This is a genomic window from Streptococcus sp. NSSLK0004 (assembly GCF_059039125.1).
Genome location: NZ_CM180142.1, coordinates 1,142,292 through 1,168,949 on the forward strand (window position 1 = coordinate 1,142,292; position 26,658 = coordinate 1,168,949).

At 40.3% G+C, this 26,658-nt stretch carries 17 protein-coding genes and 2 pseudogenes; all 19 read right to left on the reverse strand.

Annotated elements, in window-relative coordinates; all coding sequences use genetic code 11:
- Positions 1-211: 211 nt before the first annotated feature.
- The 19 genes and pseudogenes from AC4CS8_RS05885 to AC4CS8_RS05975 all read right to left on the reverse strand — a co-directional run bounded on the left by AC4CS8_RS05885 (position 212) and on the right by AC4CS8_RS05975 (position 26,601).
- Positions 212-385, reverse strand: a complete 174-nt coding sequence (locus AC4CS8_RS05885) for a cysteine-rich KTR domain-containing protein (protein ID WP_002779755.1) — start codon at positions 383-385, stop codon at positions 212-214.
- Positions 386-436: 51 nt separating this feature from the next.
- Positions 437-2,356, reverse strand: coding sequence for a TetM/TetW/TetO/TetS family tetracycline resistance ribosomal protection protein (gene tet(O), locus AC4CS8_RS05890; RefSeq protein WP_248029508.1), 1,920 nt, complete (start codon positions 2,354-2,356; stop codon positions 437-439).
- Between the two features lie 389 nt (positions 2,357-2,745).
- On the reverse strand, positions 2,746-3,120 hold the full coding sequence (locus tag AC4CS8_RS05895; RefSeq protein WP_044681971.1) for a TnpV protein: 375 nt from the start codon (positions 3,118-3,120) through the stop codon (positions 2,746-2,748).
- 41 nt (positions 3,121-3,161) lie between these two features.
- A pseudogene (locus AC4CS8_RS05900) lies at positions 3,162-3,422 on the reverse strand (topoisomerase DNA-binding C4 zinc finger domain-containing protein); the annotation flags it as partial.
- A gap of 169 nt (positions 3,423-3,591) precedes the next feature.
- Complete coding sequence (gene erm(B) / locus AC4CS8_RS05905) at positions 3,592-4,329, reverse strand: 23S rRNA (adenine(2058)-N(6))-methyltransferase Erm(B) (protein WP_002321849.1); 738 nt, start codon at positions 4,327-4,329, stop codon at positions 3,592-3,594.
- Between the two features lie 124 nt (positions 4,330-4,453).
- Entirely contained in the window at positions 4,454-4,537 is an 84-nt protein-coding gene (locus AC4CS8_RS05910) for a 23S rRNA methyltransferase attenuation leader peptide (RefSeq protein WP_013641314.1), read from the reverse strand.
- 68 nt (positions 4,538-4,605) lie between these two features.
- Positions 4,606-4,728 (reverse strand): annotated as a pseudogene (locus AC4CS8_RS05915) (peptide-binding protein); the annotation flags it as partial.
- An 89-nt stretch (positions 4,729-4,817) separates the two neighbouring features.
- Positions 4,818-10,721, reverse strand: a complete 5,904-nt coding sequence (locus AC4CS8_RS05920) for a helicase-like domain-containing protein (RefSeq protein ID WP_493892367.1) — start codon at positions 10,719-10,721, stop codon at positions 4,818-4,820.
- Positions 10,722-10,770: 49 nt separating this feature from the next.
- Positions 10,771-11,322 (reverse strand): hypothetical protein, encoded by a 552-nt coding sequence (locus AC4CS8_RS05925; RefSeq protein WP_000312471.1) that lies wholly within the window; start codon positions 11,320-11,322, stop codon positions 10,771-10,773.
- Positions 11,306-11,497 carry a calcium-binding protein gene (locus tag AC4CS8_RS05930; RefSeq protein WP_493892368.1) on the reverse strand — a complete coding sequence of 64 codons (192 nt, stop codon included), beginning with the start codon at positions 11,495-11,497 and terminating at the stop codon, positions 11,306-11,308. The genes AC4CS8_RS05925 and AC4CS8_RS05930 overlap by 17 nt, the downstream gene beginning before the upstream one ends.
- On the reverse strand, positions 11,498-16,393 hold the full coding sequence (locus AC4CS8_RS05935; RefSeq protein ID WP_493892369.1) for an SspB-related isopeptide-forming adhesin: 4,896 nt from the start codon (positions 16,391-16,393) through the stop codon (positions 11,498-11,500).
- 266 nt (positions 16,394-16,659) lie between these two features.
- A complete protein-coding gene (locus AC4CS8_RS05940) occupies positions 16,660-17,295 on the reverse strand; it encodes a hypothetical protein (protein ID WP_000222716.1) in 636 nt (211 codons plus the stop codon).
- 341 nt (positions 17,296-17,636) lie between these two features.
- On the reverse strand, positions 17,637-20,438 hold the full coding sequence (locus AC4CS8_RS05945; RefSeq protein ID WP_493892370.1) for a phage tail tip lysozyme: 2,802 nt from the start codon (positions 20,436-20,438) through the stop codon (positions 17,637-17,639).
- Position 20,439: 1 nt separating this feature from the next.
- On the reverse strand, positions 20,440-22,791 hold the full coding sequence (locus AC4CS8_RS05950) for a VirB4-like conjugal transfer ATPase, CD1110 family (protein ID WP_493892371.1): 2,352 nt from the start codon (positions 22,789-22,791) through the stop codon (positions 20,440-20,442).
- Positions 22,748-23,101, reverse strand: coding sequence for a PrgI family protein (locus AC4CS8_RS05955; RefSeq protein WP_053865965.1), 354 nt, complete (start codon positions 23,099-23,101; stop codon positions 22,748-22,750). Before AC4CS8_RS05955 ends, AC4CS8_RS05950 begins: the two co-directional genes overlap by 44 nt.
- A 61-nt stretch (positions 23,102-23,162) precedes the next feature.
- Positions 23,163-24,017, reverse strand: coding sequence for a VirB6/TrbL-like conjugal transfer protein, CD1112 family (locus AC4CS8_RS05960; RefSeq protein ID WP_493892372.1), 855 nt, complete (start codon positions 24,015-24,017; stop codon positions 23,163-23,165).
- An 18-nt stretch (positions 24,018-24,035) separates the two neighbouring features.
- Positions 24,036-24,278, reverse strand: a complete 243-nt coding sequence (locus AC4CS8_RS05965) for a hypothetical protein (RefSeq protein ID WP_001072182.1) — start codon at positions 24,276-24,278, stop codon at positions 24,036-24,038.
- A gap of 17 nt (positions 24,279-24,295) precedes the next feature.
- Positions 24,296-26,113: a VirD4-like conjugal transfer protein, CD1115 family gene (locus AC4CS8_RS05970; RefSeq protein ID WP_493892373.1), complete on the reverse strand. Its 1,818-nt coding sequence runs from the start codon at positions 26,111-26,113 to the stop codon at positions 24,296-24,298.
- On the reverse strand, positions 26,113-26,601 hold the full coding sequence (locus AC4CS8_RS05975) for a hypothetical protein (RefSeq protein ID WP_016480093.1): 489 nt from the start codon (positions 26,599-26,601) through the stop codon (positions 26,113-26,115). The genes AC4CS8_RS05970 and AC4CS8_RS05975 overlap by 1 nt, the downstream gene beginning before the upstream one ends.
- Positions 26,602-26,658: the final 57 nt, after the last annotated feature.

The window sequence follows — 26,658 nt, forward strand, 5'->3', positions numbered from 1 at the left end:
TACTTCGTATGAGCAGATGAATAACCGCCCGAAAAAAGAACATAAAAAAATCCCTCCAAATTTAAAAACAAATTCAGAGGGTAATTTAGGGTATAACAAAATAACCCACCCGAATATCGTTTTTTTTATTTGGTGAGTTTGTTCTTTCAAATACGAAACAAAAAGAGCCGATGATTCGTGAATTGTTCCACAATTTCATCGGCTCTGCGTCTTAAGCGTCTGGCTCTTTGATGACAGTTATCTTCAAGTTGTCAACTTTAATCAATCTTTCTTGTCTGCATTTTGGACAATAAAGGGGATAATTCTCCAAAACAGTGTCCTTCCTAATTTTATTACGGGTTTTGCTCCCACAAACAGGACACAATATCCATTCGCATTTCATCATAATTAGTCTCTAATCCTTTCAAATCTCATTTTATATGACTTTTGCAAGCTGTTAAGCTAACTTGTGGAACATATGCCGAACCTTATCTATACGGCTATTCGGGCGGCGGGGTTGGCAAATAAATTTACCAATAGCTGGCTGGTATCCTTTTAACTCTGTCAAGCAGACTCCCTGCCCATTTGTGAAATAAGTTAAATCGTTCCTGTATTCTTGAATACATCTAGCAGGGATTTCTCCTTTCAGAATGACCTCGTCATTCTTTATCTGAGTACTTACAATATCTGCACAATACCTTGGAGCATCATGATACGCCCGTGAGAGATATTCCTGCGGTGCATAAATTTCAAAGTGGAGATATGGCTCTAATAGTTCTGTCCCTGCTTTTTTTAAAGCCTGCTCCAATACGATAGGGGAAAGCAGCCGAAAGTCTGCGGGGGTACTTACAGGACTATAATACAATCCATATTCAAAACAGATTTTACAGTCTGTCACTTTCCATCCATACAGCCCCTGCTCGCAGCCATAAAGAACCCCCTCCATAACCGCATTTTGGAACGATTGATTTAAATATCCAAGTGAAACTCTGCTTTCATACTGCACTCCGCTTCCAATAGGGAGCGGCTCTATGGACAACCCGACAGAAGCCCAGAAAGGATTTGGCGGGACTTCTATGTGGATGGTATATTCTGCTTTTCTAAGCGGTCTTTCCATATATATAACAGTAGGCTCTTTTATTTCTGCCTCCACATGATATTTTTCCTCAAGGATGGCACAAATGACTTCCATCTGCACATTCCCCAAAAAAGAAAGTATAATCTCATGCGTTGTAGTATCCACGTAATACTTTAAAAGAGGATCGCCATCTGAGATTTCTGTAAGTGCCTCAAGCAACACTTCCCGCTGTTCGGATTTCTTTACTTCAATTGTTGTTTGGAGCATAGGGAGCGGATTTTCAATAAATTTTCTCTGCGGCAACAGTATTTCGTTCCCCAAAATACTGTTTAGCTGCAAAACATCATTTGGTAAAATTACAATATCACCAGAGTAAGCCGTATCTGCTAAACACAATTCACCGTTTGTAGGAATACTCATCTCTGTAATTTTTATTTTCTCTTTTTCTGATATTCTGACAACGTCCCTCGAATGCAATGCGCCGCTGTACAGACGCACATAAGCCAAACGCCTCCTTTTTTCTGAATATTCAATCTTAAAAACCTGCCCGCATAGTTCAGACTGTTCTTTGGGCGTTGATGAATAAAGCCTGCCTGTAATTACTTCTATAAGCTGCCGAATCCCCAGATTGTTTTTAGCACTTCCGTGATAAACGGGAAATAACGTTCCGTTTTGGAATCTCCTGTTTTCTTCCTGTTCCAGTTCTGACATTTTAAACGGTTTCCCTGACATATATTTCTCTAATAGTTCATCGTTTCCCATAATTACCGCATCCCACTGTTCCATATCGTCATTGTCCGTTACATTTATATGGGGATGCTGCCCAACCTTTTGCTTCACTATAATTTCCGAAGAAAGCTTTGCTTTCATTTCTTGATATACCATTGGCAAATCAATCCCCTCTTGGTCAATTTTATTGATGAAAAAAATTGTCGGAATCTTCATTGTCTGTAGTGCATGAAACAGTATACGGGTCTGTGCCTGTATGCCATCCTTTGCAGAAACTAATAATACTGCTCCGTCTAATACGGATAAAGAACGGTATACTTCCGCCAAAAAATCCATATGGCCTGGCGTATCTATAATGTTGACTTTTACATCCTCCCACTGAAAAGATGTCACTGCTGTCTGGATAGTGATTCCCCTTTGACGCTCCAAATTCATTGTATCTGTCCTTGTTGTGCCTTTATCTACGCTCCCTGGTTCTGCAATTGCACCACTGGTATACAATAAACTTTCCGTTAATGTTGTCTTTCCTGCGTCAACGTGAGCCAGAATGCCTAAGTTAATTATTTTCATGTGATTTTCCTCCTATCAACACCCAAAAAAGGGCATAAAAATACCCAGTGATAAATACTCCTATCACTGGGTAAATAACTCCAATAGCCCCAAAACACTTATATGTTTTCGGGCATATAAAATTACATGATAAAAGTATTCTTAAACTGGGTACAAAAAACTAAGCCCCATATTAAAAGTGAAACGGGACTGCTACTTTTTGTTCCCACTATCAAATTGACAGTTTATTTAAGAATACCTTGCCGCATATTTATTAACTCCTTGTATAATACTGAATCTAATTATATTCCTTAACCCTTTATTTGTCAAGTCCTTAACCCTTTATTTGTCAAGCTGACAAACTAAAGCAGAAAAAGCGGCAGGATTTCCCCCTGCCACTAATCATCTGTTTATGCAAAAATAATTTCCTTTTCCACAATCTCCCTCGCACAAGCCCTTATGTTATTGAGGCATCCTGTCCATTCTAAGGCGTTTTCTGCCTTTAGCTGTTCCGTTATGCCCTGTGCCTGTTTCATACCCTCTATGAGCCTTTCAAAGCGTTCCTGTGCCTGTCTGTTGATGTCGGCAAGGTAGGCGTTTAGCCTGCCGCTTGTAAGAAGATTGGTGTATGTAACTTTGCAGTGATGCTTCAGATAATCCAAATGCCGCTGTCCCCAGATGCCTATCGGCTGTTCTTCTTCGGCGGGTACAGTTAAGCACGGTATTAAATAATCGCCTTGCCTTTCGTATTTGCCGCCCATTTCCTCAAAAATTGTCTTTGCCATTGTCTGTTACCTCAAAAGCCCTCTTTAAAGGGCTTTTATGCTTATTTTGAAAAAGAGATAAAATCAATATATCCCTTTTCTCCGATTTTTACAACGGCATTGTAGGACTTTCTATCTTTCGTTTTGATTCCTTTTACCAGGGTTTCTTTTCCCTCTAGTAATTCTTTTACATTTGTTTTGGTGAGTTTTTTCTTTCTAAAATGTTCAGCTAAAGTGAAGGTACATTCAGGATAATTTGAACAACCATAAAACGATTTTTTTAATACAATATTGTTGCCACACTTAGGACATTTTCCTACAAGGGGTCCCGAGCGCTTAGTGGGAATTTGTACCCCTTATCGATACAAATTCCCCGTAGGCGCTAGGGACCTCTTTAGCTCCTTGGAAGCTGTCAGTAGTATACCTAATAATTTATCTACATTCCCTTTAGTAACGTGTAACTTTCCAAATTTACAAAAGCGACTCATAGAATTATTTCCTCCCGTTAAATAATAGATAACTATTAAAAATAGACAATACTTGCTCATAAGTAACGGTACTTAAATTGTTTACTTTGGCGTGTTTCATTGCTTGATGAAACTGATTTTTAGTAAACAGTTGACGATATTCTCGATTGACCCATTTTGAAACAAAGTACGTATATAGCTTCCAATATTTATCTGGAACATCTGTGGTATGGCGGGTAAGTTTTATTAAGACACTGTTTACTTTTGGTTTAGGATGAAAGCATTCCGCTGGCAGCTTAAGCAATTGCTGAATCGAGACTTGAGTGTGCAAGAGCAACCCTAGTGTTCGGTGAATATCCAAGGTACGCTTGTAGAATCCTTCTTCAACAATCAGATAGATGTCAGACGCATGGCTTTCAAAAACCACTTTTTTAATAATTTGTGTGCTTAAATGGTAAGGAATATTCCCAACAATTTTATACCTCTGTTTGTTAGGGAATTGAAACTGTAGAATATCTTGGTGAATTAAAGTGACACGAGTGTTCAGTTTTAATTTTTCTGACGATAAGTTGAATAGATGACTGTCTAATTCAATAGACGTTACCTGTTTACTTATTTTAGCCAGTTTCGTCGTTAAATGCCCTTTACCTGTTCCAATTTCGTAAACGGTATCGGTTTCTTTTAAATTCAATTGTTTTATTATTTGGTTGAGTACTTTTTCACTCGTTAAAAAGTTTTGAGAATATTTTATATTTTTGTTCATGTAATCACTCCTGAAGTGATTACATCTGTAAATAAATACAGAAGTTAAATGATTTGTTTGTAATTTTAGTTATCTGTTTAAAAAGTCATAAGATTAGTCACTGGTAGGAATTAATCTAACGTATTTATTTATCTGCGTAATCACTGTTTTTAGTCTGTTTCAAAACAGTAGATGTTTTATCTACATTACGCATTTTGAATACCAACATGACGAATCCCTCCTTCTTAATTACAAATTTTTAGCATCTAATTTAACTTCAATTCCTATTATACAAAATTTTATGATATGGTGCAAGTCAGCACGAACACGAACCGTCTTATCTCCCATTATATCTTTTTTTGCACTGATTGGTGTATCATTTCGTTTTTCTTTTTGTGCGCCTAAATTTCCCACAATCACTCACTTCTTTCTATTTCTTCTTATTCTTATTTTATCATCAACAATCACAAATCACTTGTGATTTGTGATAAGTGATTTGTGATTTGTGATTAATATATCACATTCTTTTTTATTTTGAATGTCCGCAAAATCCGTCCTACATCAGACGGCCTCCAGGGAACGTCTAAATGGTGGACTGCTTTCATACGTGATTGGACGTTTAATCCTGTTCCCCCTTTTTCCGTAGAAGCCATGAGAATCCGTACTTCTCCGCTATTGACCTTTCGTGAGAGAGAGTTTTTCTTCTCATCAGTATTGGCATCATGGACAAAGGCAATTTCTTCTTTTGGAATCCCTCGATCAACCAGCAAAGCTTTCAGTTCGTTGTAGACATCAAAGCCTTCTTCCTTACTTTTAGGTGTTCCAATATCAGAGAAAATCATCTGAGTGGCTTTGTATTCAGCTCCTTCACGGTAAATCCGCTCGACATTATCGACTACTTGAAGGATTTTCTCATTGTCTGATAAGGTATAAGCAGGGTCAATCAACCGCATATCAATGGCTAGTTTTCTAGCTTCCCCGGTTATCTTTAACATATTATCTCTACTTGGATCGACACTACCTGACTTGATAGCGTCTGAACGCTCTACCAGTTCTTCTAAATAGTATTTCTGAGCTTGCGTTAACTCGCTTTCCACCGCAATAATCTTAGCTTCAGGTACAGGTAAATCAAGCATATCAGAAGTCTGAATATCGGCGGTTTCCTTGTAAATACGCATTAGTTCGGGCAAGTTGACAAATTTCTTGAACCGTTTCTTAGGTTGGTATTTATCACCTGTCGGGGCTAGTTCCATAGAGTTTTCAATATTCCCAAAAGCCCCAACCCAGGAATCAAAATTAGATACCTGGTATCGCTCTAAAACATCAGGTTGAATGTAATTCATCATGGTGAAAAGTTCACTAATAGAGTTAGAAACTGGTGTTCCTGTCGCAAAAACGACATTTCTATCTCCATGCTCTGCCTGAACTTGTCTCACCTTCATCTCCATATCCACGTTCTTTTTAGAAGTGGTATTGGTAATGCCAGCGACATTGCCAAGTCCTGTGATTGGACGGATATTCTTGAAGTGATGAGCTTCATCCACAAAAAGAAAATCAATTCCAAGGTTTTCAAATTCGATAAAGGTATCTCGCTCTAGTTTTTGGAGTTCTTCCAACTGGTGTTCCAATCCCTTAATCGAACGTTCCGCTTCTTTCACCGTGTAATCACTGTCACTTCCTAGCTTGATTTCTCGGAGTTGCTCGAGTTTGTCATTGATATAGGTGACCTGTTTTTCACGACTCATTGGAATTTTTTCAAATTGTGAATCTCCAATGACAATGGCATCATAGTCCCCTGTAATAATACGGGACACAAACTGCTTACGTTTGGCTTTGGCAAAATCTTTCTTGGTGGTCACATAGACTTTCTTGGTTGGGAAAAATTTCATAATTTCTTGACCAAACTGTGCAGTCAGACTAGACGGCACCACATAAAGTGGTTTATGCACCATTCCTAGTTCTTTCAACTTGAAACCAGCTCCAAGCATGGTCAAGGTTTTTCCAGACCCTACCTCATGGGCGAGTAGAGCTCGTTTTTCTTCCACAATCCGTTGAATGGCATTCTTTTGGTGGGGACGTAAGGAGATATTCTGGGCAAGTCCATCAATGGTTAAATGGCTACCATCATAGGACTTTGATACTGTACGATTGTAAAGCCTATTATATGTGTCTTCAATCATCTGTTGGACTTCTGGATACCTTGCTACAAAACCTTGAAAGAGTTCTTGTAGGTGTGTTTCCTTGGCACGCAGGACTGTTGTTTTCTCCACATCCGTCACATTCTTTTTCTTATCCCCTTCAACAACTTGTTTTGTGATGGTTGGTTGATTGGAATTCAGGAGGTTTTCAAAGATTTTTCGACCACTATCATAGCGTGAAGCAGGGACACCTAAACTCCTATCCGTTACGTTGGAATAGGTGTAGGCAAACTTAGATTGGTAAGTGATAACCCCGTCAATGGGACTGACTTCAAGGACTGTTGCTACTTCTTGGTCTGACAATTCATAGGCTTTCCCCATAAAGGTTTCTTGGGCAAATTTTCCGTAAACAGACAAAGGAATCCAGCGTGAACCGATTCGATAATCAATGTCTGCTAAAGTAATACGTGCTGGTTTGACCGTCTCAAGTAACCCTGCATAATGCGACCAGTTAAAGTCCTGATTGTCTTGTTTGACAAATAGGTCCACCACTTCTAACTTGGTAACGACATCCCCTGACAGAAAGTCTTGGCGAGAAACATAGGTCAATTCTCCATTCAAATACTTCTCAGGATCAGGCATAATGAGGTCGCCTAATTCCTCAATCAAGGTCATCTTCGATTCAACCTGATAGATAGACATCATATAATCGAAATCAACACCTCTTCCGTCAGCCAAGCTCGAATTTAAGGCATCAAGGGCAGTATGTACCTTTTTAACCTCTTTTTCAGGACGCACTAGAGCCTTCTCAAAGGCAAGGGATTTAGTATAGATAACAGACTTTCCACTTGGATCCAGACGTTCATCTTCCAAACTAGCAAGAAGCGAATACTTATCATCACTATCAAAAAGATTGCGGTTCACAGCACTATTCAAATACCCATAGCGTTTGACAAAGCTATCATAGGTACGATTGAGTTTGCCTAACAAGTGGTTAAAGGTCTCCTTATCGTAGTCATAATAGCGTTGAATGGCAATAACTTCTTGGTAAGCATTGCGAATATCGACCATTCCTTTGATTCGTGCCACTTCTTTATAAGACAATGGAGCTTCATAGAAAACTGTCTTTTTATAATACCCCTTAAACTGACCACGTTTGGCTGCATCATCGGTCACATAGACATCCAGAGCAGTGTTATCAGTCACTTCTAAGGCATTAAAGCGATCAATCTGCTTTTGAGAATGTTTGGTGTCCCATGCTTTGAAGTTGCCCTCTTCATCGACATAGTAACTGATTTCTTCCGTCTTGGTTCCGACTCGAATGCCTTTGTTATCTCGATAGTAAACTGTAGACCCCTGATAACCAAAACTGTACTGACCTAGATTTTCCCTCATTTCAGCTGGAATGGAGGTATCATTGACTTGTTTGATCAACACATCTGGGTTAATGATGACCTCATTTCTATCAATCTTTCTTGGGGCTTTTACTTGATGTAGAGCTGTTTCAACACTTGCAATCAAGTCATCACTAGTCCCCTTAACAGAAAGTGTTCCGCCATTAAAATTTCTGACCTCGTAGGTTCCTAGCACCTGGCTATTGTATTCTCCATCAAAGTAAGGATTGAGCCAAATGCGACTATCCTTTTCATAACGAATGGAACCTGAAAAGGCTAAGTCGTCTGCCACATATTCCTTGTTCAGGTGTTTCTGGAAGAATAACATATCCGTTGTGACACTCGTTCCCGCAATGGCCTTAAAGGCAGAATCAGGCAGTCGAACCCCACCAAAAAATTCAGTTGTCTCACGAATATCTTGTAAGATGTTTTCTGTTCGCTTATCCATAGTTCCTATGGAAGAGATAATCGCTACTTGTCCACCATCATGGACCAAATCAAGTGACCTTTTGACAAAGTAGTCATGAATCATGTAAGGCCTATCGTACCTGTTATCCGCAATTCGAATATTGGCAAAGGGCACATTTGAAATCACCAAATCAAAACTATTGTCGTTAAAAGCCACCGTCTCAAAGCCCTTAATTTCAATGTGACTATTTGGATGAAGGTGTTTGGCAATAGCTCCTGTAATAGTATCTAATTCCACACCATATAACTCACTCTTTTCTCTTAAGTGCTTGGGCATTGCTGCAAAAAAATTCCCTGTTCCCATGGAAGGATCTAGGATTTTGCCACCTGTAAAACCATCTCTTTCCAACTTATCCCACATCTGACGAATCAGGGCTGGGTCTGTGTAATAGGCTGTCAGAGAGGACTGTTTCATATCCGAATACTCTTTACCTGTGACTAGGCTTTTCAGTTCTTCTCGTTCCTTATAAAATTTTGGATTATAGTCATCAAAAAATTCATTGGCTAGTCCACCCCAGCCTACATACTTGGCAAGGAGTTCTTGTTCATTTTTACTTGCCTGACGGTGTCCCGTTTCAAGTGTTTTAACCAAACGAATGGCCGCAATGTTTGTCTCAACCTTATCTCTAGCAGTCTTTGGATAAAAGTCCGTCATATCTTCTGGAAAATAAAAGTCCATTACTGGAATCTCTGGAATTGTTTCGACGACTTCCTCTTCAGGAATTTGATTATCTGTTTCTTCAAGATCAGTATCGTTATGACCTTTTTCTGAACCATCTGGTTCCAATAGTCCAATACTCTGAACTGGCTCCTCTTCCAGAAATGAAAAAAGATTTAGTTCTTGGTCCGCTTCTTCTAACTCTGTTTGTGGTTCTGCCTTTGGCTGATGAAGTGCCTGACTGACTTCTTCCCAGGTCCTCACATAAAGAACTGGATTTTGTTCAATGATATCCGAAAAGTCATTGACTAACTCAATCCGAATCAAACCGTTCAATCGAGCATCGCTGACGGACACGACCTCAAAGTCCTGTCCCTTATAGGAAACCAATGACCCCAGAGGATAAGTGTCCAAGACTCTCTGAACCAGTGGATTTTCCGCGAATTCTTCATCAACTACTTCTTTCGTCTCAGCTTTCTCTAGCTTGCTTTTCCAATCTCTAAGGGTTAAATCTGGCTGATTACCTTTATCTTTTTCAAATTGCTCCGCATCTTCTCTGCTGAGTTCTTGGTGTAAAAAGGCATAAGCAACCTGTCGCAACTCTTCTAAAGATAGTTGACTACCAAAGAAAAATTCAACCTTTTCATGACTTAGTCCCATTTGGAGTAGTTCTGTCGCAAGGGCTAGTTGAGTTACCGAGGCTTTGGGATAGCCACCTAGTAAAGCCAAATCCGCATTTTTCAAACGAAAACGACCTGCCGCATCCAATAAAATACCGACTTGGTCTGGGTCAAACTGAGATAGCTCAATCCCCACTTGAGTCAATTTTTCTTGATTTTCTATCCTAATGGCTTGTCCAATTTTTTCTAATTCCTTTTCTTCGACTGTAGTCAGTGTTCGTTTCAGCTCATAGGGACTGCCATCAGCCTCTAGATAGGTAAGTAACTCTTCTCCTTCAAAGACTGGTGTCATTTCCATTTCAGTGTCAAAATCACCTCGTCTAAAACTTGGGACTTTTGAACGTTCATTTCGAATTTGGTCAAAATATGTTAGTATCTCAAATTTACGTCGTAAAGATAACTCTTCATAAGCTGGCAAATGACTGGTTTTTCCTGTTTGAACATCCAGTTGAGATAAATCTACATCCAAACTAGCAATAACCAGAGTGCCCTTTTCTCGAAAAGATATTGCCTGCTGAACACTTGTTTTATGCTCATCAACAGTTTCATCAGCTCTTGTTTCAAGCTCAGGCTCGTAAGTCAAGAGAAACTGCTCAATATCTCGGCTGATCCTATCCGCTAAATTATTAGCCACACGATAAACATTGACCAAATTTGCTCCCCTACTCTTTTGTAATAGAGAATATGGTGAAATAGTTTGATAGTGTCCATTGGAATCCAATAATTGAAAACGAGTGGCCAGATTAAACAAGGCCACTTCTATCACCAAGTCTTTTTCAGACGGCGATAATTTGTCGAGTTTTTGGAGACCAGTTTGGCCGAATACTTGTGTATAGGTCAATAGATCATGAGCAGTATCATAAGGACTAGCCTGGACAAAAGCTGAAACATCTGTCTCAAAGTGAAGTACCTGAACAGGTCTGATGTTTGCTTGTCTATTGGTTAAAAACTGACGAATAAGACTATCCCACTCCTCATCAAAATGCTCAGCTTGGTAATATAAAAACGCCTCAAGCAAGGCTCTATCACGAGGAATGGTGGCTCTCATCATTTGTAGTAAGACTTCTTGATTCATTTTTCCCTCCCATTTAAAAAAGGCTGAGAGTGTTTCTCAGCCCTTTGCGTTAATCTAGGACCAAGGCACGTTGGTCTCTTTCTTGTGGAATACCTTCCATTACAGTTGCCACATAGTATTGTAAGAAATGACTTTTCTGGTCTAGTAACTCTTTCTGCAAGGCAAGGTGAACCAGATCTCCAAAATAATCTTGACTGGAAATGGCCAAGTCCTGTTGAATCATGGCCTGTAAGGTTTCAAGGCTAAGTGGTGAATAATCGTCACTATCCAAAACCTCATACTGTTCCAAGGTATCCGAAAGACTGTTTGAAGACATTAGATCCATAATAAAACTAGAGCCTTCACCTGTTCGGTACAATTTTTCCAGAATATCAGTCATATCTGCCTGGACTTCATCCAGATAGCCATCCACTTTAACTCGTAGCTCATCACTAATCAAGGATAGATCATCTTCATCCATATAATCTTGGTATACTTGATTGAGGATTGTTCTATCAGAAATACTTAATTCCAATGAGAGAAAGGCCTTGATAAACTCTTGGTAATTGACCTTTTCCATTTCAGACAAAGTCTCTTTCATGGTGTCAAAGTTCCAAGCCATCACACAACTCCTTTTGTAGGACTAGTGGTGAATGTCCTGATTGTAGTTCTTCTAAATCAGCTTGACCATCACCATCTGTGTCAATAGCGTATGGATTGGTCCCAAGAGCCAGTTCCTGAGCGTCTGTCAGACCATCCTGGTCTGAATCCTTTTCATAAATGCTTTTTGGATTCATCTACTTCTCCTCCTTTCTCTTCAGTCCATAAGCCGTACCAAGTAGAATACCAGCTCCAATTAAGCCCAAAAGGGATTCCTGTTCCCCTGTATTTGGCAAAATGCTTGCTGGAACAGGTGGTTCAAGAGACTCAATCGGTGGTTGAGGTGGAGTGGGTTGATTTGGACTTGGTTCTTCAGGTTGAGGTGTATGTGTTACAACTGTATTTGAACTGATGACATAGCCATTCACTGTATGGAGATAGGTATTCTCCACCTGACCAGCCGCAATCCGTTTCATTTGAAGGTAAACATCTGCCTGAAAGGCTGAATCATCAGAGACAGTCTCTAAGAAGGATTTATCAAATGAAATTGACACTAGGCCATTTTCTGTATCCACTTGTTGCAAGGTATATTTCGTAACCTCCGTTCCTTCTTTTAAGACAGAACCGTCTTTGAGGATGACATCCGTCATCAGATAGCTGCGATAAACACCATTATACTCATCATGCTTTTCATCATAGTTATCTTCAAAACCATATTCAAATAAATCAGTCGCACGATTGCTTGGAATCATCGCTCCAACCAAGCGATAGTTAAAGGTTTGATGCAAGGCCACTTCTTTCCCGTCAAGGCTCTCATCCTTATGAGACAAGTCAATCACCACATCTTTTTGTGGGTCTAGTTTGGGAACATTATTGACCACTGTTTCCGTGACATAGGCCAAGCCAAAATCAATCTGATAGGCTGTATTTTCATACTGACCACCTGTTTTGGTCAACTCATTTTTTACCGTCATCGGAAGCGTGACAACTAAGGTTTGACCAGTCTTCACATAGGTATCATAAAAGGTTTTGGGATCATCGCTACTAAGGACCTGAATGGCTCCTTTAGGTGTAAACTGACGTTTAGCCATGGCATCTTGGACGACTTTCGGAGCTTCTGACAAACTAGCGTAGGTGCTGACAGAGATACCAGATACACGATTGCCATCCTTATCCAAAACTTGAATGCCATCAGGAATTAGGGTAAGGGCTTCTTCTGGGTAATCGTCTACCATGTAAAATCCCTTGGCAAGAACATCATCCGTCACGACCATGTCCTTGTATTGACTGTAATCCAAGACAATTTTGTAATAATTGACCGTATTCGGAAGAACAGTCTTTCCATCAATTGAAATACCTTCTTGGTTGGTATTAGACTTATGTGGAGTTACTTTAGGGACAAAATTGGTCACCGTGTTTGTTTCATAGGCTTGCCCAAAGTCCACCTGATAAGCCACGTTTTCATAAGACTTCCCTGAATTAAGCATGGTTTCCAAAACCGTCATCGGAGTGACAATGGTAATATTCTCCCCCTTGGTCACATAAGATTCAAAAAAGGCTTGTGGGTCCTCAGGCATGAAAACTTGAAAAGCTCCTTTAGGCTGAATTTTTTGTTTCGAAAGGGCTGCTTGTAGCGTTTTAGGAGCTTCTGATAATTGAGAGTAAGACTTCACTGTGATTCCTGAAACTGTTTTGCCATCAGATGTGACAAACTGAATAGCTGTTTCATCTGGTAATAAAGCTTCTTCTGGATAATCATCCACAAAGTAAAAACCTTGTGCAATCTGAGAGTTGTCTGCTTTAATCCCTCGGTATTGGTCCAAGTCCCATGAGAGAGTATAGTGATTTTGAGTTCCCACTAGCATGGGCTTCCCATTGATGTCTACTTTGTCTTTATTGAGGTTTTGTTTCTTGGGTTCTGGAGAAACAAGGGTGTTGGTCACTTCCTTGGTTTCATAGCCATTGCCAAAATCAACTTGATAAGCCTTGTTTGTATAGGTCTTAGTTTGACCATAGAGACTATCTTTCACCGTCATTTTGGTCAAAAGAGCTAAAGAAGTTCCTGTTTGAACATACTGGTCATAAAAGGCTTGGTTGTCATCCGGCAAAAAGACTTGAAAGGCACCTGTCGGTGTAATCTTAGCACGAGCCAATTTATCTTGAAGGTCTTTAGGGGCTTCATTTAGGGAAGCATAGTTTTTAACCGTAATTCCTGATACCTTCTGACCGTCAAGGGTTGTAACAGCCGTCCCATTTTCCACCACATCAAGCACTTCCTCTGGGTAATCGTCTACAAAGAAGAAGCCTCGTGCAATTGTCTCTTTAGCAGAACGATCTCCCTTATACTGGTCCAAATCCCAAGTCAAACGATAGTGGTTGGTTGTGCCAAGGGCTACGACCGTGTCATTAATGAGGATACCATCCGCATTTTCATTGTTTTTATCTGGTGTAATGAGCGTGGTTGTCTCCCCATCACCTGGTGTACGAACCGTTACAACATTTGAAGTGACTGTGTAAGCATTGGTTGTGCCCTTGTTCAAAAGGAGTTTATAACTATTGGAATAGGTTGCCCCATCATTTTGAACAGAACCATAGAGTTTTGGAGCGTTCAGTTGATAAACCTTGGTTAAATCTTTATTTACCTCCTGCAACAAGTTTTCCTTTGCGGTCAAGGTCACAAAATTCTTAGTCTCATCAAAGCTAAGGACATAGTTTCCATTCTCTTTTTGTGTTGTTTCCTTATCAAATAGGTAACCAGCAGGCAAGTAGTCCTCAAAAATGAGACTAGTCGTTTGGGCACGATTGGGCGATAAGGCATCAACTATTAAGGGATAAATCACCGTTGAATCTTTTGCGACAGTTTTCTCATGAAGATTAGCTTGGTCACTATTGACCACTTCTTTCATAATCTCTGGAGTTGTCGTCAAATGATACGCATGATAATGGACAGTCGGAACTTGTGGTGGCGTTGGAAGTTTTTTTGGAATAGGTTTGACAGGTAAGGTTACTTTGGTCAAGGACAGACTAGGCTGCACTACTTCTTCCAAAGGCTTTGGCGTGAAGGTCACAGGCTTTTCTGGTGTAAATGTTTTTGGTGTATAGATATCTGGTGTTACCGTAATAGGTTCTGGAATGGGTTCAAGTTCCACCGCTACATGAGGTTTGGGACTATAAGGTGTCACTGTACGTGCAACTGGTAAGGTATTTAGGGCAAACCAGTAAGACAATCCAACATTCTGTGGCATATCGCCTTGTCCAAAGGTTACTGTGTAGGTATTACCTGATGTAACTGTTGAGACAATAGCTCCTTTATAAGCATAACGACTTGATGTGGTATCCCATTCCTCAGGTAAATTCAAATCACTTGCACGGTTTGAACCCAACGAACGGGCCAGACCTTCATTAGTCACTTGAACGGTAGAACCATTAATCGGCACAAATTTCCCAGAAGTATCTTTGACATATTCTAGACCAATGTCATTATGATTGAGGGAAGAATGCGTGAAGACTCCTGGTTTTTCTTTGGAGAAGGTGACTTGTGAACCGTCTTCCAAGAAATACTTAGCAACTACACGAAACTCCATCTTGTCTGTTCGCCAGTCACCGTTTCCGTCATTTCGATAGGCAATGAAGCCTTCGGTAGGATCATTTGGTACAACCAATTTCACGGCATTGGTTCCAGCAGGTGATACAAGGTTGGTAATATCGTAAGTCACTCGACTAATCTTTTTACCATCAAATCGTGCATTTTGAAGATTTTGATAGTTAAAACTAAGGGTCTCACCTGTTTTGAAGCTATCATAGACAAAGAATCCTGTTGAATCCAATATTCTTGAGTAGCCACCCAGCATGGTATCGCCAGTTGAAATGATTTGATTAGGATTTCGGGTAATTGCTCCATGTTGTGCTTGTGGCTCACCGTTATTGAGATTGAGGGCTTGAGCAAGGGCTTCAGAAATATAACCTTCTTCACCTTTTGAAATCTCGGCCAAGTCACGTTGATAGCGTTCCAATTCTTTGGCATTATAGGCATCAATCGCTTCATTCTCTTTTCTGGCTGCGGCTTCTTTTTCTTGATTTCGTTTAGTAATGGCTTCAATCTCGGCTGCACGATCTGAAACTAATTGTTGTTTCTCCTGATTAGCTTGATCTACTGCGGCTTGACCTGTACGGTTTTCAGCATCAACAGCTGCTTGACCAGCCTGATTACGCCTTTCAATGGCTTCATTATCTGCCTTTGCCTTAGCAAGTCCAGCTTCATTTTCTTTTTGAATGGCCTGATTTTTCGCAACAATATCATCTGCCTTTGTTTTCTTTGTTAGATAATCCGCTACTGCTTGTTCGTTAGTAGATTGGATGGTTTCAACAGCCTTGCCATAGTTTGTATAGTCAAGTTCAGATGTCCCATTTCCTGATGAAACTACTTGTTCATTTACTGTCACATCAGCATCTGCATACCGAGTTTTTAGGTCATTGACTTTAGAATCAACCCAAGCATTTGTCTCTTTACCAGTTTGGTTGGCCCCTTCGTAGGCCTGTGACAGCTCCTTATTTTCCTGTTCAATGAGGACTTTATTCGATTCGTATGTCGCTTTGTCAGCTTTGTAGGATGCAGTAACTTCATTGATAGCCTCAACTTGGTTTTGGGCATCTGCTTCTGCTTTTGAAATTTGTTGGCTGGTCTCTGTCGCAGAAGTTGTATTTCCTAAATCCATTGGACTATCTTCAACCGTAGAAACACCTTCAGCCTTTGCTTCTTCAACTGCTTGTGTTACCGTATCATGTGGTACGGTGACTGCAATTGCACCGTTAGATTGTCCAGTTGACCCTAAACTTTCAGTTTGTTCAGAAACAGGGCTTGGTTGTGTTTCTGGTAAATTCGTAGCTGGATTCTCCGTTCGTTGGATGATGGTGTCAACTGTTGATGTAACTTCATCAGCATGTGCAACCGTTCCTCCCCAAGCAACAACAGCCGTCACCATGGTTCCAAGGGCAACGGAACATAGAGTGCGATATTTTTTACTCTTGCGAAAGACGTGTTTCTCGCCTTTTTCCTGATTGACAAGAAAGTGATGATTACATGTTTTGGTCATAAATAGTCCTTCTTTTCTTTTTTATGTAGCAACAAACTGTCACTCTTTATTAGATACGAGGGCGTTAAGCGAGCACGACAAAAATAGGAGTTTTGACGAAGAACTTTCCGTTCTAGGAGAAACTCTCTTTTTTGAACAGCTCGTAGCCCAAGTTCAATACCATCATAAAAAAGAAGGCTTGATTTTGTTATCACAATCAGTTCAGGAAAAGAAAAAGCCATCCACAAAAAGTGGATGACCTGATTATCAGCATATCAATTTTTACATTAAGACGGCCAATTAACCTTTCTAACTTTAGCAGTCTTAAAGCGTTTCTTGTCAACAAGTTTCAGCTCTATTTCTCTACAATTTGTAATTAAGGTGTCGTTGATTTTAAGACTTCTTGGAAAGTATTGATTTCCTTGTTCATGTGATAATTCAACGGTATAACTAATACCATTACTTAATTTGAAGACCACAAAATAAATATTATCTCTTCTAAATCGTTTACCAACTTTTCTATTCAAAATACCATCCGTTGTATAAAATTTACATTCCATCACATGTAACATTTGATAAAGTAGTAATGTGCCAACGATTTTGAATTTATTTTCGTTAAACCATCCATTATCAGCCTTATTTAGACGCTGCAATGTCCAATCATCCTTTAATCCTTCAAAAATACTCCCTGCATTATTAGTTGGTAAATTGACATGATGATCTCTTGATAATCCTAATAGATGGGGAATAGAGGAATTTGGGACGGAGAGAACAATTTCAGGATAGTTCTCCATATTTGTCTGATAAACGTATTTGTACTGAGAAACATATTTCTCAATAGTATTGGCCAAACAAGACATATCGACATTGAGAATATCAATCTCTCCATCAAAGGTCTCGAGCCATTCCAAAGTATATGTCATTTTATTTTTCTCCTAAAAAAGAGAAGGAAGCAGGTGCTTCCTTCTCTTCCACGTATTGAGTTTCACCTCACGCTAGATATGCCCTATCTATTCCTCAAGGGTAGGCAGTCCTGCTATTCTTTTTCTCAACAAACAGTTTGAACTGAGTGCGGAGCCCACAGGCGGGTGCAGACCATATCCACTAGCCCACAAGTAATTTATAATCTTTATTTACCCTTATTATACGGGATAATTCCTTATTTGTCAACACCTATGTTCACGCTTAAAGTTTAGATGAGATGACCACTTTGTCCCAAATATCATACAACATTTAGGACAAGAAGACAAGTATTCTAATATTTTTATTTCGTCGTATAAGCAAAACTCAAGCTACTATCCACTCCAGATAATTTACGGAAGGTGTAGTTGGGATTGCCATTGTAATTGGTTTCGGAGATAAGGAATGAGCCATCTGGGTAAACTTTTTCGACGAAAGCCACATGTCCGTATTCTGTTGGTGTACCATGTCCTCCTCCCGCAAAGGAAAGAATAGCTCCAGCTTGTGGACTTGTCGCTGTCTCTCCACCGAGACTTGCGGCTGTTCGTACCCAATCTTGGCCATTGCCCATGGTACTGATAATTGGAATCTTCTCACCATTTTTACCTTTGAGTTTTAGCCCCAGTTGGTTGATACGGGTTGCAACTCCCCAAGTACATTGGCCGTAAGCGTAACCCATCCCGTCACCACCTCCTGGAATAGAGTTTTCAAAAAGGTCTCCTCGTACAGCTTCAAGTGCTTTTGGATCACTTTGTGCTGTCCCACCGTTAGGTTGACTAAAGCCTTTTTCAATTTGGTAATACCACTCACTTGCTCGTGTCTGACGTTCAAGTAGCTTATCACCACTATTTCCTTCCCAGTAACTGAGAAAGAGTTGGGCAAGACTAGCTGGACTACCTGTATTTTTGAAGAAGTCCTTTAACCAGTTGGTGTAATAAGGACTATCCCCATGCAACATGAAATCCAGTTGTAAGCCTAAGTCATACCACTTTTGATGTTTTCCTTTGGCATATTCCAACAATAAAGTATGTCTGCGTGACCCATCCGCGGTATCTGTCCATTGTCCTAAGCCTAAACCACGTTTGAGAATATTTGGGTAACGCCCATTGTATATAGTTGGACCATTAAGTGAGAGCCAGCCCTCATCATCCCACGAACCGTCTGTCGCACCAATAGGGGGAGATAGATAGTCGCCCTCCGCACGCTTGGGATTAATAGAGGATTCTACCGACCAATTTCCTAGAATGGCTGCGATAGCTTGATTGGTCGCACCTTTGCTTTTAAGATAGTCATAAATTGCCTTGGCTCTCTCAAACTCATCGCCGCCAAACTGACCGATAGTTGGAAGAATGGTGGTCTGAACCTGAATCACTTTTGGAAAGTAGAAAGCTGGATTGACATAGACTAGCTTATCCGTGTCATCATCAACCTTTTGATAGGTGACTTTTAGACCCGTTCCGTCTTTAGTCTGACCAATAATATCTCCTGCCAAGACTTGTTGATTTTCACTCACACGACCTGAATGAATGCCAAACAAGGTTAGTTTAGTCTTATTCACTCCCTTACCAGATGTCAAAACAACGTTCTCTCCATCAAGTGATACCTTGCCATCCATCGGAGCTACAATGACTTGACCTTCTTTCGCTTCTAAGATAATATGGTGATGAAGCGTTGGTTTCTCATCAATGACCTCATACCCATATCGGTAGGTCATGCTTAAGCTATCCTCGTCAGTCTGTCCCTGAAAGGGATTGTCCAATTCTTGAAGGGCTAAATAGTTGCCTTCTTCGATTAATTCCTTTAGTTCTTCTTGATCCTCATCAGACAGCTTGTAAGCAGGTTCTTTATATAAGTCAGACATGGATTTAATAGAATCTCCACCATTTAAGTCCGTCCAGACTTGACTGAGAAATGCTTTATAAGTCGCACCACCTGTTTCCATGAAATCGTCAAGCTTGTAGTCTTGGTATTGATGATTCATGTAAACCATGACCTCATCAATTTTGGTGTAGTAGGCAATCCCATTTTCATTGGTTCTCGTATGCTCCGCATCTTCCCACGTCATGTGGGTATAGGCCTTGGTCAATTCCATCTCATCTTGTTGAATGACACTACTACCTGAAACACTCATGAAAAAGCTCATCATCAAAAGGAGTATCAAGAGAATGCCTGAGACAATCCAAGTCAAAGGATTTCCCGCAAGGACAGAAAAGAAAGTCATACTTCCCTTAATGGCTTGGACGATTCCTTTGAAACCTGCGACACTTTGTTTTCTGGCAAGCTTTAAAAAGGTATGGTAGCGTCTTCTTGGTTTAAGAGGTTTCTGGCGTGTGAATCCTTTTCCCTTTTTGAAGTTCTGGAATCGTTCCTTTCCATGAGAAAATTTTGTCTTGGTAAACCGCACACCAGTCTGTCCACTTTTTACTATCACCTTACCTGCTTGAAAGGTAAACCTTCCATAGCGTCTGGCTTTCAAACTAGTATCCTTCATGGTTCTTAGACCATCTAAATCATCCTCCTGTGCTATCAGGTCAAGGGATTCAGATGCAGCAAAGCCTAATCCAACTTTGACTTTGGTAGAGTTTTTCTTAGTCTTTTGGACTTTCTTGAGTTGTTTAACCTCACGCTTGGCAAAACTTACGTCTTTTTCTGCACTAAGTCTATCAAATGATTTTTCTTGGTGAAACTGAAAGCGAGACTTCAGGGAAGGATTTTCTTTTTGGAAAGTAAACTTGGGATTAACTACCTGTTGTTTCTCACTTAGTTTCACTTCTGACAAATGTTTTCTTGCCGTCCGCAAACGCTCTTGAGCTTGAGGAAGTCGATAGTTCTTGATTTCCTTAACCTTCAACAATCTAGGAGACACATAGGTAATTCCCTTTAGAAACTTCTCTTCTGCTTCTTGTTGGCTACTGAGTAGATTTTCTTTTAACTCTGTTTTCTTTTCCTGAAAAAGAGAATTTTGGGCTGGTTTACGCCATCGTCCTTTTTTAGGAACAGTCTGTCTTAAGGTCCTAACTTCTTTCCGATAATGCATACGGGCTGATTTTAAGTTGCTTCGAAAATTTTGCCTGGCTTGTTTGACTAGCTTTTTATCCTCTTTCATCTCATGTCCTCATTTTTTCAGGGTCCGTACTCATGATGTCAAAGAGCTTGGTGTGTTGTGGAATCTTATTCTTGAAAGGAACAACTGTGGAACCGGCCTTAATTAAGCCTGCCCCTTTTTCAGGATTGACTAAGTACTTCTCTAGCTCTTTAGAAAGCCCAAGCATATGCACCAATTCTTCTCGATCGCTCTTAGCCTGTTTTAAAAGAATCATGAACTCGCTATTGGCAATAATGCGTCTGCCATTGGCATCCAAAAGAAGCGTTTCTACATTCTGAGTAATACCTGTCGGTATCGCCCCATACTTACGGACACGACTCCAAAGTTTGAAGAAGAAATCAGAGGCATACTTGTCCAATAAGAGTAGCTGCATTTCATCAAAGTAAATCCAGGTTTTCTTGCCTAGTTTTTGATTTTTCACCACACGATTCCAAATCTGGTCAAAGATAACCATGAGGGCAATTTGTTTTAATTCATCGCCTAACTTTTTGACATTGTAAATCAGGAAATGACTGTCTGTTTTAATATTGGTCCGATGTGAAAATATGTCCAGCGACCCTTCCACATAGAGTTCCATATCAAGTGCCAAGTCCTTAGCTTCCTGTTCAGGTTGTTGAGATAAGACAAAGACCCATTCGACCAGGGACGGTGTGTCAAAATGCTTATAGGTGAGTCGTGTCACACGGTCAATCAAGGATTTTTCACGACCATCCATTTTGCGATCCAAGAGCTTCCCAATCCAAGACAAGAGAAATTCGGACTTAACCTTAACCGGATCCTCATCCATATTCTCATCAGATAGATCTAAGACATTTAAGAAGGTAGTGGAATCTGGAGCAATATCAATACTCTCCCCACCAAAGGCTTGGCCGATAATACTGTACTCATTTTCTGGGTCAACAATGATAATTTCAGTATCACTATCTGCTTCCTTGAGCTTAGTAGAGATGATTTCATGTTTTGTCGCCATCCCTTTTCCAGCTCCAGAAGTCCCTAAAATCAAACCTGACGGAGTATTTAACTTGCCACGGTCAATACTGATGATATTACTTGAGATTTGATTGATGCCATAAAATTTCCCACCCTTGTCCTGAATATCTACGGAAGTCCAAGGGGCATTCACGGCAATGTTTGAAGTCAATAGAGACCGAGAAATACCTTCGAGATAGTTCTTCCCAAATGGCAAGAGACTATTAAAGGCAGCTTCTTGCATACAGGTCAAGTTATCGATAATCATATCATTTGACCCAGCCACTTGCTTGATAATATCAAGAGATTGTTTGAGTTGGTCTTCAGTATCCGCCAGCACGCCAATTAGAAATACGGTGTCAAACAGTTTATCTCCTGTTTGAGTCATGGTTTGAAGAAGAGCCTCAGCTTCATCGATATTGTTTTCAAGAACATGCCCGACCTTCTCCAAATAGATTCCAGTCCGAGCCATCTTTTGTTGTTCCCCAATCTTTTGCGATTCCATCAAGGTCTTCTTGGTTCGTAGCTTGGTCATGGTTTCAGACTTGGTAGAGCCTTTAGCATGTAGACTAATCATCACTTCCAAATCTGACTGCATTAAGTCTCGAATAAATTTATCCCCTAACTCCATACCATAGTCACGAACATAAACAATCTGTAATAATCGTTCGTCCAATTCAATATGATTCTTGTGTTTAAAGGAAAGGTAGGTTGGGGCAATAAAGTGTTTGGTGGATTGACCTGAGAGCGTCAAATCCTTGTAAGAGAACGGTAAATGATTTTCGCCTCGTAACATATCCGAAAGGACATTCACTCGCTCCTCTCCACCGAGCAAACCAAGAGATACATCAATCTCTGAAAAGCCACTCTTGAAATATTCTCCAATTTGAGACAGAGAACGAAAAGCTAGTTTTGGTGTTTGGTCGCTCTTGCCAAATGAAAGAAACTTGACGGCTGAAAAATTGTTCTCACCCGCCTCTAAGTTGGCATCCATCATGCGATTCAATTCATCACGATAAGCATCAAACCCATCTTCCTGCAAGGGATAGAGAATACTCTTACGGAATTTTTCCAAATTAACTTTTTGATTGAAAATAGTCAGTTGGAAATTGGTCTGATCATCCAGTGAATTGATTAAATCGGAATATTTCTCCACGATAGCTCCCTTATCTTCTAAGCCAACTGTTTGATAATTGACATCTCCTAAGAGATAGGTTTGTGAGAAATAGCTTGGGCTGACCTGCATAAGGCCATTCTGAAAAAGCCCTTGATAGGCTAACGTATTTACGGTAGAAGGTCTGATCTCCTGCTTCTGTGTTTTCGTCTTTTGCTTTTGGTCATTAGAAGGTTTCTTTGGTTTCATTGAGTGTTTTAATTTTTTCACGTTGGTCTCCTTTTCTTCCAGTAAATGTGCGGTCTGGCACCGTTAGTTCAAAATGAAAACGGTACTTGAGGTAGGTTTCAAATGGTAAATCGTTGGGGCGATAGACCCCAAATAACATGAGTGGAATGGTAAAGCTAAAAACAAAACCATAGACAAACCAATCCCCAAATTGCCAGTAAAATAGGTTCAAGCCCAATACCAAAATGGTTAGGGCGACGGCTGGAAATACAAAAATAACCTGTCTAGTTGTAAATCCCAGCCATGCCCTGTGTTGAACCTTTGAAATGTCCTTAAAGACACGTGTGTTCATAAATGTTCTCCAATCTAAGTAAGCTATAAAAAGAGGAGGCGGGCAATTTACTCCCATCCTCCTACATCCCCAAAATACTTCGGGCGGTCCGTTGACTGCCAACCAAGGCAATGATTAACAATATGGCCTGTACCAAGCCACCAAACATAATGGCGAGTGATTCCATAACTCCAGCTCCATTTGATACGACAATCTTTCCAGCCGATTCAAACAAGGGAACAAGAGATACAATTAGAAAAATCAAAATACCTTGAACTGCATAGACCATGATGTTTTTAAGGTAACCAATCCCAACACTTCTCCAGTCATCACTAAGGAAGGTCGGAATGGTAATAGGGGCAAAAGGAATCATCAGATAGAGTTGGATAAAGCGAATGGTAATCAAGATATTGACAACCATGATGCTGGCCATTCGTACCAACCAAATGAGAATCGCAAAAAAGCCAATAATCATTTTTCCTACAATTCCAGATCCCTTAATGCCTGAGATGGTATCATAATTAGCACCACCATTCGTGACAAGACTTGCCACTTGTTCAATAACATAAGAGGCAATGGCAATAATGGCTTCCACAATAACCGTCGTATTGGTAATCACGACCGCGACCATGATGTAGCTGACAATCATAGGTGCCATGGCTTCAAAGGTCATTGCACCACCTGAGTTTGCGATTTTCTTGGCCATTTTTGAAAATTCGAGTACGAGAACAACCGCAAGAATAGCTACTCCCAAGGGCTGCATAATCCCCTTGGTAATGGCTGTCATGTAAGACCACACCGTCGGATTAAAGTCCGCTAGTGACTTAACCAAGTTGGTGGTTGATTCTAAATCCACTTGAAACCCTTCAAAAAGGCTATCGCTAGATACTTTTTCTGAGGCTAGAAATACAAAAGGTGACGTAAAATTCATTATCATGTCATGTGCAGTCCTCCCCTAAATGGTAATCTGAGTCACAAAAGCACCAGCGGCTCCCACCATGACCCCACCAACAATTTCTAGAATGGCATTTCGGACACCTGGCCCACCATCTTTAATGTTGGTTGAAAGGTTGATAATGCCCATGACAACAAGAAAGGCTCCTACTGCAATTAAGCCTTTTTGTAATAGAGACATGGCTTGAGAGAACATGGAGCTGGCGTCCACTCCGTAAACAAAGCCTGTTAGTTTTTGATTCATATAATTCCTCATTTCTATTAATGTAGTGTCGTTTCTGTGCTTAAATCCCTTATTTTATGGTCTGACAAATCTACCTCTTCCTCAGCGGTTAGGGGATTGATATGATAGTGCCACCAGCGTTCATCAGATTCCTTATCCGCAAGCCATTTCCAATTCTTATGTTTGAGTGAAAAATATTTCTTGGTTCGAAAAACAGGAACTCCTGCAATGCGTACGAGGCATTCATCTCGTTTCATATTCCCTACTTCATCAGCCGTCATCAAGTCACGGGCAATTTTCTGGTGAGAGGTAGAACTTGAGCCAGTCTGCCCAAAAGAACGACTGGTACTTCTGACATCAACGGTTTGTTTGCTTAATAGACCACTCATAAATTTGAAAGTTTCCTCGTCATTTCCACCCAAATAGAGGAGGCTGTCACAGTTACCCAGTATAGTTTTCCAAGCCTCTTTTTCCTTATAAAGTCCTTGGAGTTGAGCAATATTTTGCAAGATTGGAACTAGACTCATGTTCCTAGAGCGAACTGTTGAGGTTTGTTCAGCAAAGTCTGGGATTTCTCCGACATTCGCAAACTCATCCAGATAGCTTCTAACATGAATCGGCAGTTGCCCTTTAAAGTCAACATCAGCCTGTCTGGTCAAAGTGGAGAAAACCGTAGAGAAAAATAAAGCAGATAGGAAACGAAAGGTAGTGTCATTATCTGGAATAACAAGATAGACCATGGTCTTTTGAGTGCCCCACGTTTTCAAATCCATAGTGTCTCTTTGCGTCAAATCAATCACCGATTGGATATTAAAAAGGGCAAATTTAGCTGTTGTGACCGCAATCACCGAATCCAAGGTCTTGTCCTTATAGTTTTGGAAATCCGCCCAGTTTCGCATGGTAAAGTTTTCGTGACCATATTTTTTAGCATAATCTTCAAACAGGACTTCAAGAACACTTTTGTCCTGATTGTCTCCCTTTGATAAGAGTTTGATGAGTTTCCCAATCTCAGAAAAGGCTGGATAACGGCCACGCTTACGTCTTGATTCCTGTTCTTGTTTTGAACTACCTGGAGGATTGTAAAAATCCACCAAGTAAGAAGCAATGGCTCGCACCAAGGTCATGGAAGCCTCATCCCAAAAAGGATCACTACGAGAACCATTTCCTTTCGTATTATTAAAATAGACCGTTAACATGCGGTTCAAATCATTCTCAGTTTCTACATAACGAAAGGGATTAAAACCGTCTGAATTGGTCATATTAACCAAGTCTAAAACCTTGACCTGATAACCGTTTTCTAAAAAGAGTTTACCTGTCTTCTCAGCCAAATGGTCTTTAGGATCTACGACAATATTGGAACAATTAAGTTGGATAAGGTTGGGTTTCACAAAGCGAAAGGTCTTACCTGCCCCAGAACCGCCAATGACAATCAAATTTTTATTTCGGTCAAACTGGGGTTTCTTCTTTTCCAACAAGGTTAGACGAACATCACGAGCCATAATCGTGTCATTGAAAGGATTCTTACTGTAAAAGTTCCGCTTTTCCTTACTGGTTCCAAATCGTGCAGAACCGTATTCTTCCCCTTCTCGATAGACCTTCTGTCCTGTCGATACATAAAGATAGACTAGCGTCATCGTTAGAACCCCAAGGATAAAGGCAAGAAAAGATTTTTGAGTAAAGGAAAATAGCCATATAGGATTGAAAACCTGATTTAACCCCTCTCCTAAGAGGTAGGCAATACGTTCCATAGGTGGGGCATTGGTTAAACTATCATAGAGCAGGGTTAGACGATGGCAGAAATAACCAAAGGCGAGCCCCAAGAGTCCAAAGACTAAAGCTTTTCGTCTTGAATACATTACAAGGTCACCTCCTTGGTTTTGACTGCCGAAGGTTCTGTCACTCTTATTTTTTCTTTGGCCAGTTCTATCTCTTGGTCCAAGGTTTTATCAAAGGTTAGACCTTCTAACTTTTCTGGATTAGACACCAGTTTCTTCAACAATTCATCCAAGTGATGATCGAGCAAGGTCTTATCCTTGGCATAAAAGTAGAGATAGTCTTTTTGCCAACTAATTGCGATTGGCAGTTTTTCTGACTCCATCAACTCCTTAAATTTCTCCACATCAATTGGCTTATCCAGTATGTCTTTACTAACATCTATCGCTTCAATTGCGTAAGGGCTTTGAAGGAGTTCTTCCAGTTTTTGAACCCCAATCTTATAAGCTGAATCTTGAGCTAAGGCTTGCCTAGCCGACCATTCTAAGAGTTTTAAGAGGGTTCTAACTGTCAATAAACTACTTCTTTCCACGTATTGCATCGCTTGACGTTCTTGTTGTTCAGATGACATGGTGACCTCCTCTTTTTTCGATTCCCTATCAAACATAAGGTGTTTCCATAATACGGA

Excerpts from the sequence above, each read along its gene's own strand:
- AC4CS8_RS05885 (WP_002779755.1), bottom strand. The coding sequence starts at position 385 with ATGATGAAATGCGAATGGATATTGTGTCCTGTTTGTGGGAGCAAAACC.
- AC4CS8_RS05895 (WP_044681971.1), bottom strand. The coding sequence starts at position 3,120 with ATGGCAAAGACAATTTTTGAGGAAATGGGCGGCAAATACGAAAGGCAA.
- AC4CS8_RS05910 (WP_013641314.1), bottom strand. The coding sequence starts at position 4,537 with ATGTTGGTATTCAAAATGCGTAATGTAGATAAAACATCTACTGTTTTG.
- AC4CS8_RS05920 (WP_493892367.1), bottom strand. The coding sequence starts at position 10,721 with ATGAATCAAGAAGTCTTACTACAAATGATGAGAGCCACCATTCCTCGT.
- AC4CS8_RS05925 (WP_000312471.1), bottom strand. The coding sequence starts at position 11,322 with ATGGCTTGGAACTTTGACACCATGAAAGAGACTTTGTCTGAAATGGAA.
- AC4CS8_RS05930 (WP_493892368.1), bottom strand. The coding sequence starts at position 11,497 with ATGAATCCAAAAAGCATTTATGAAAAGGATTCAGACCAGGATGGTCTG.
- AC4CS8_RS05935 (WP_493892369.1), bottom strand. The coding sequence starts at position 16,393 with ATGACCAAAACATGTAATCATCACTTTCTTGTCAATCAGGAAAAAGGC.
- AC4CS8_RS05940 (WP_000222716.1), bottom strand. The coding sequence starts at position 17,295 with ATGACATATACTTTGGAATGGCTCGAGACCTTTGATGGAGAGATTGAT.
- AC4CS8_RS05945 (WP_493892370.1), bottom strand. The coding sequence starts at position 20,438 with ATGAAAGAGGATAAAAAGCTAGTCAAACAAGCCAGGCAAAATTTTCGA.
- AC4CS8_RS05955 (WP_053865965.1), bottom strand. The coding sequence starts at position 23,101 with ATGAACACACGTGTCTTTAAGGACATTTCAAAGGTTCAACACAGGGCA.
- AC4CS8_RS05960 (WP_493892372.1), bottom strand. The coding sequence starts at position 24,017 with ATGATAATGAATTTTACGTCACCTTTTGTATTTCTAGCCTCAGAAAAA.
- AC4CS8_RS05965 (WP_001072182.1), bottom strand. The coding sequence starts at position 24,278 with ATGAATCAAAAACTAACAGGCTTTGTTTACGGAGTGGACGCCAGCTCC.
- AC4CS8_RS05970 (WP_493892373.1), bottom strand. The coding sequence starts at position 26,113 with ATGTATTCAAGACGAAAAGCTTTAGTCTTTGGACTCTTGGGGCTCGCC.
- AC4CS8_RS05975 (WP_016480093.1), bottom strand. The coding sequence starts at position 26,601 with ATGTCATCTGAACAACAAGAACGTCAAGCGATGCAATACGTGGAAAGA.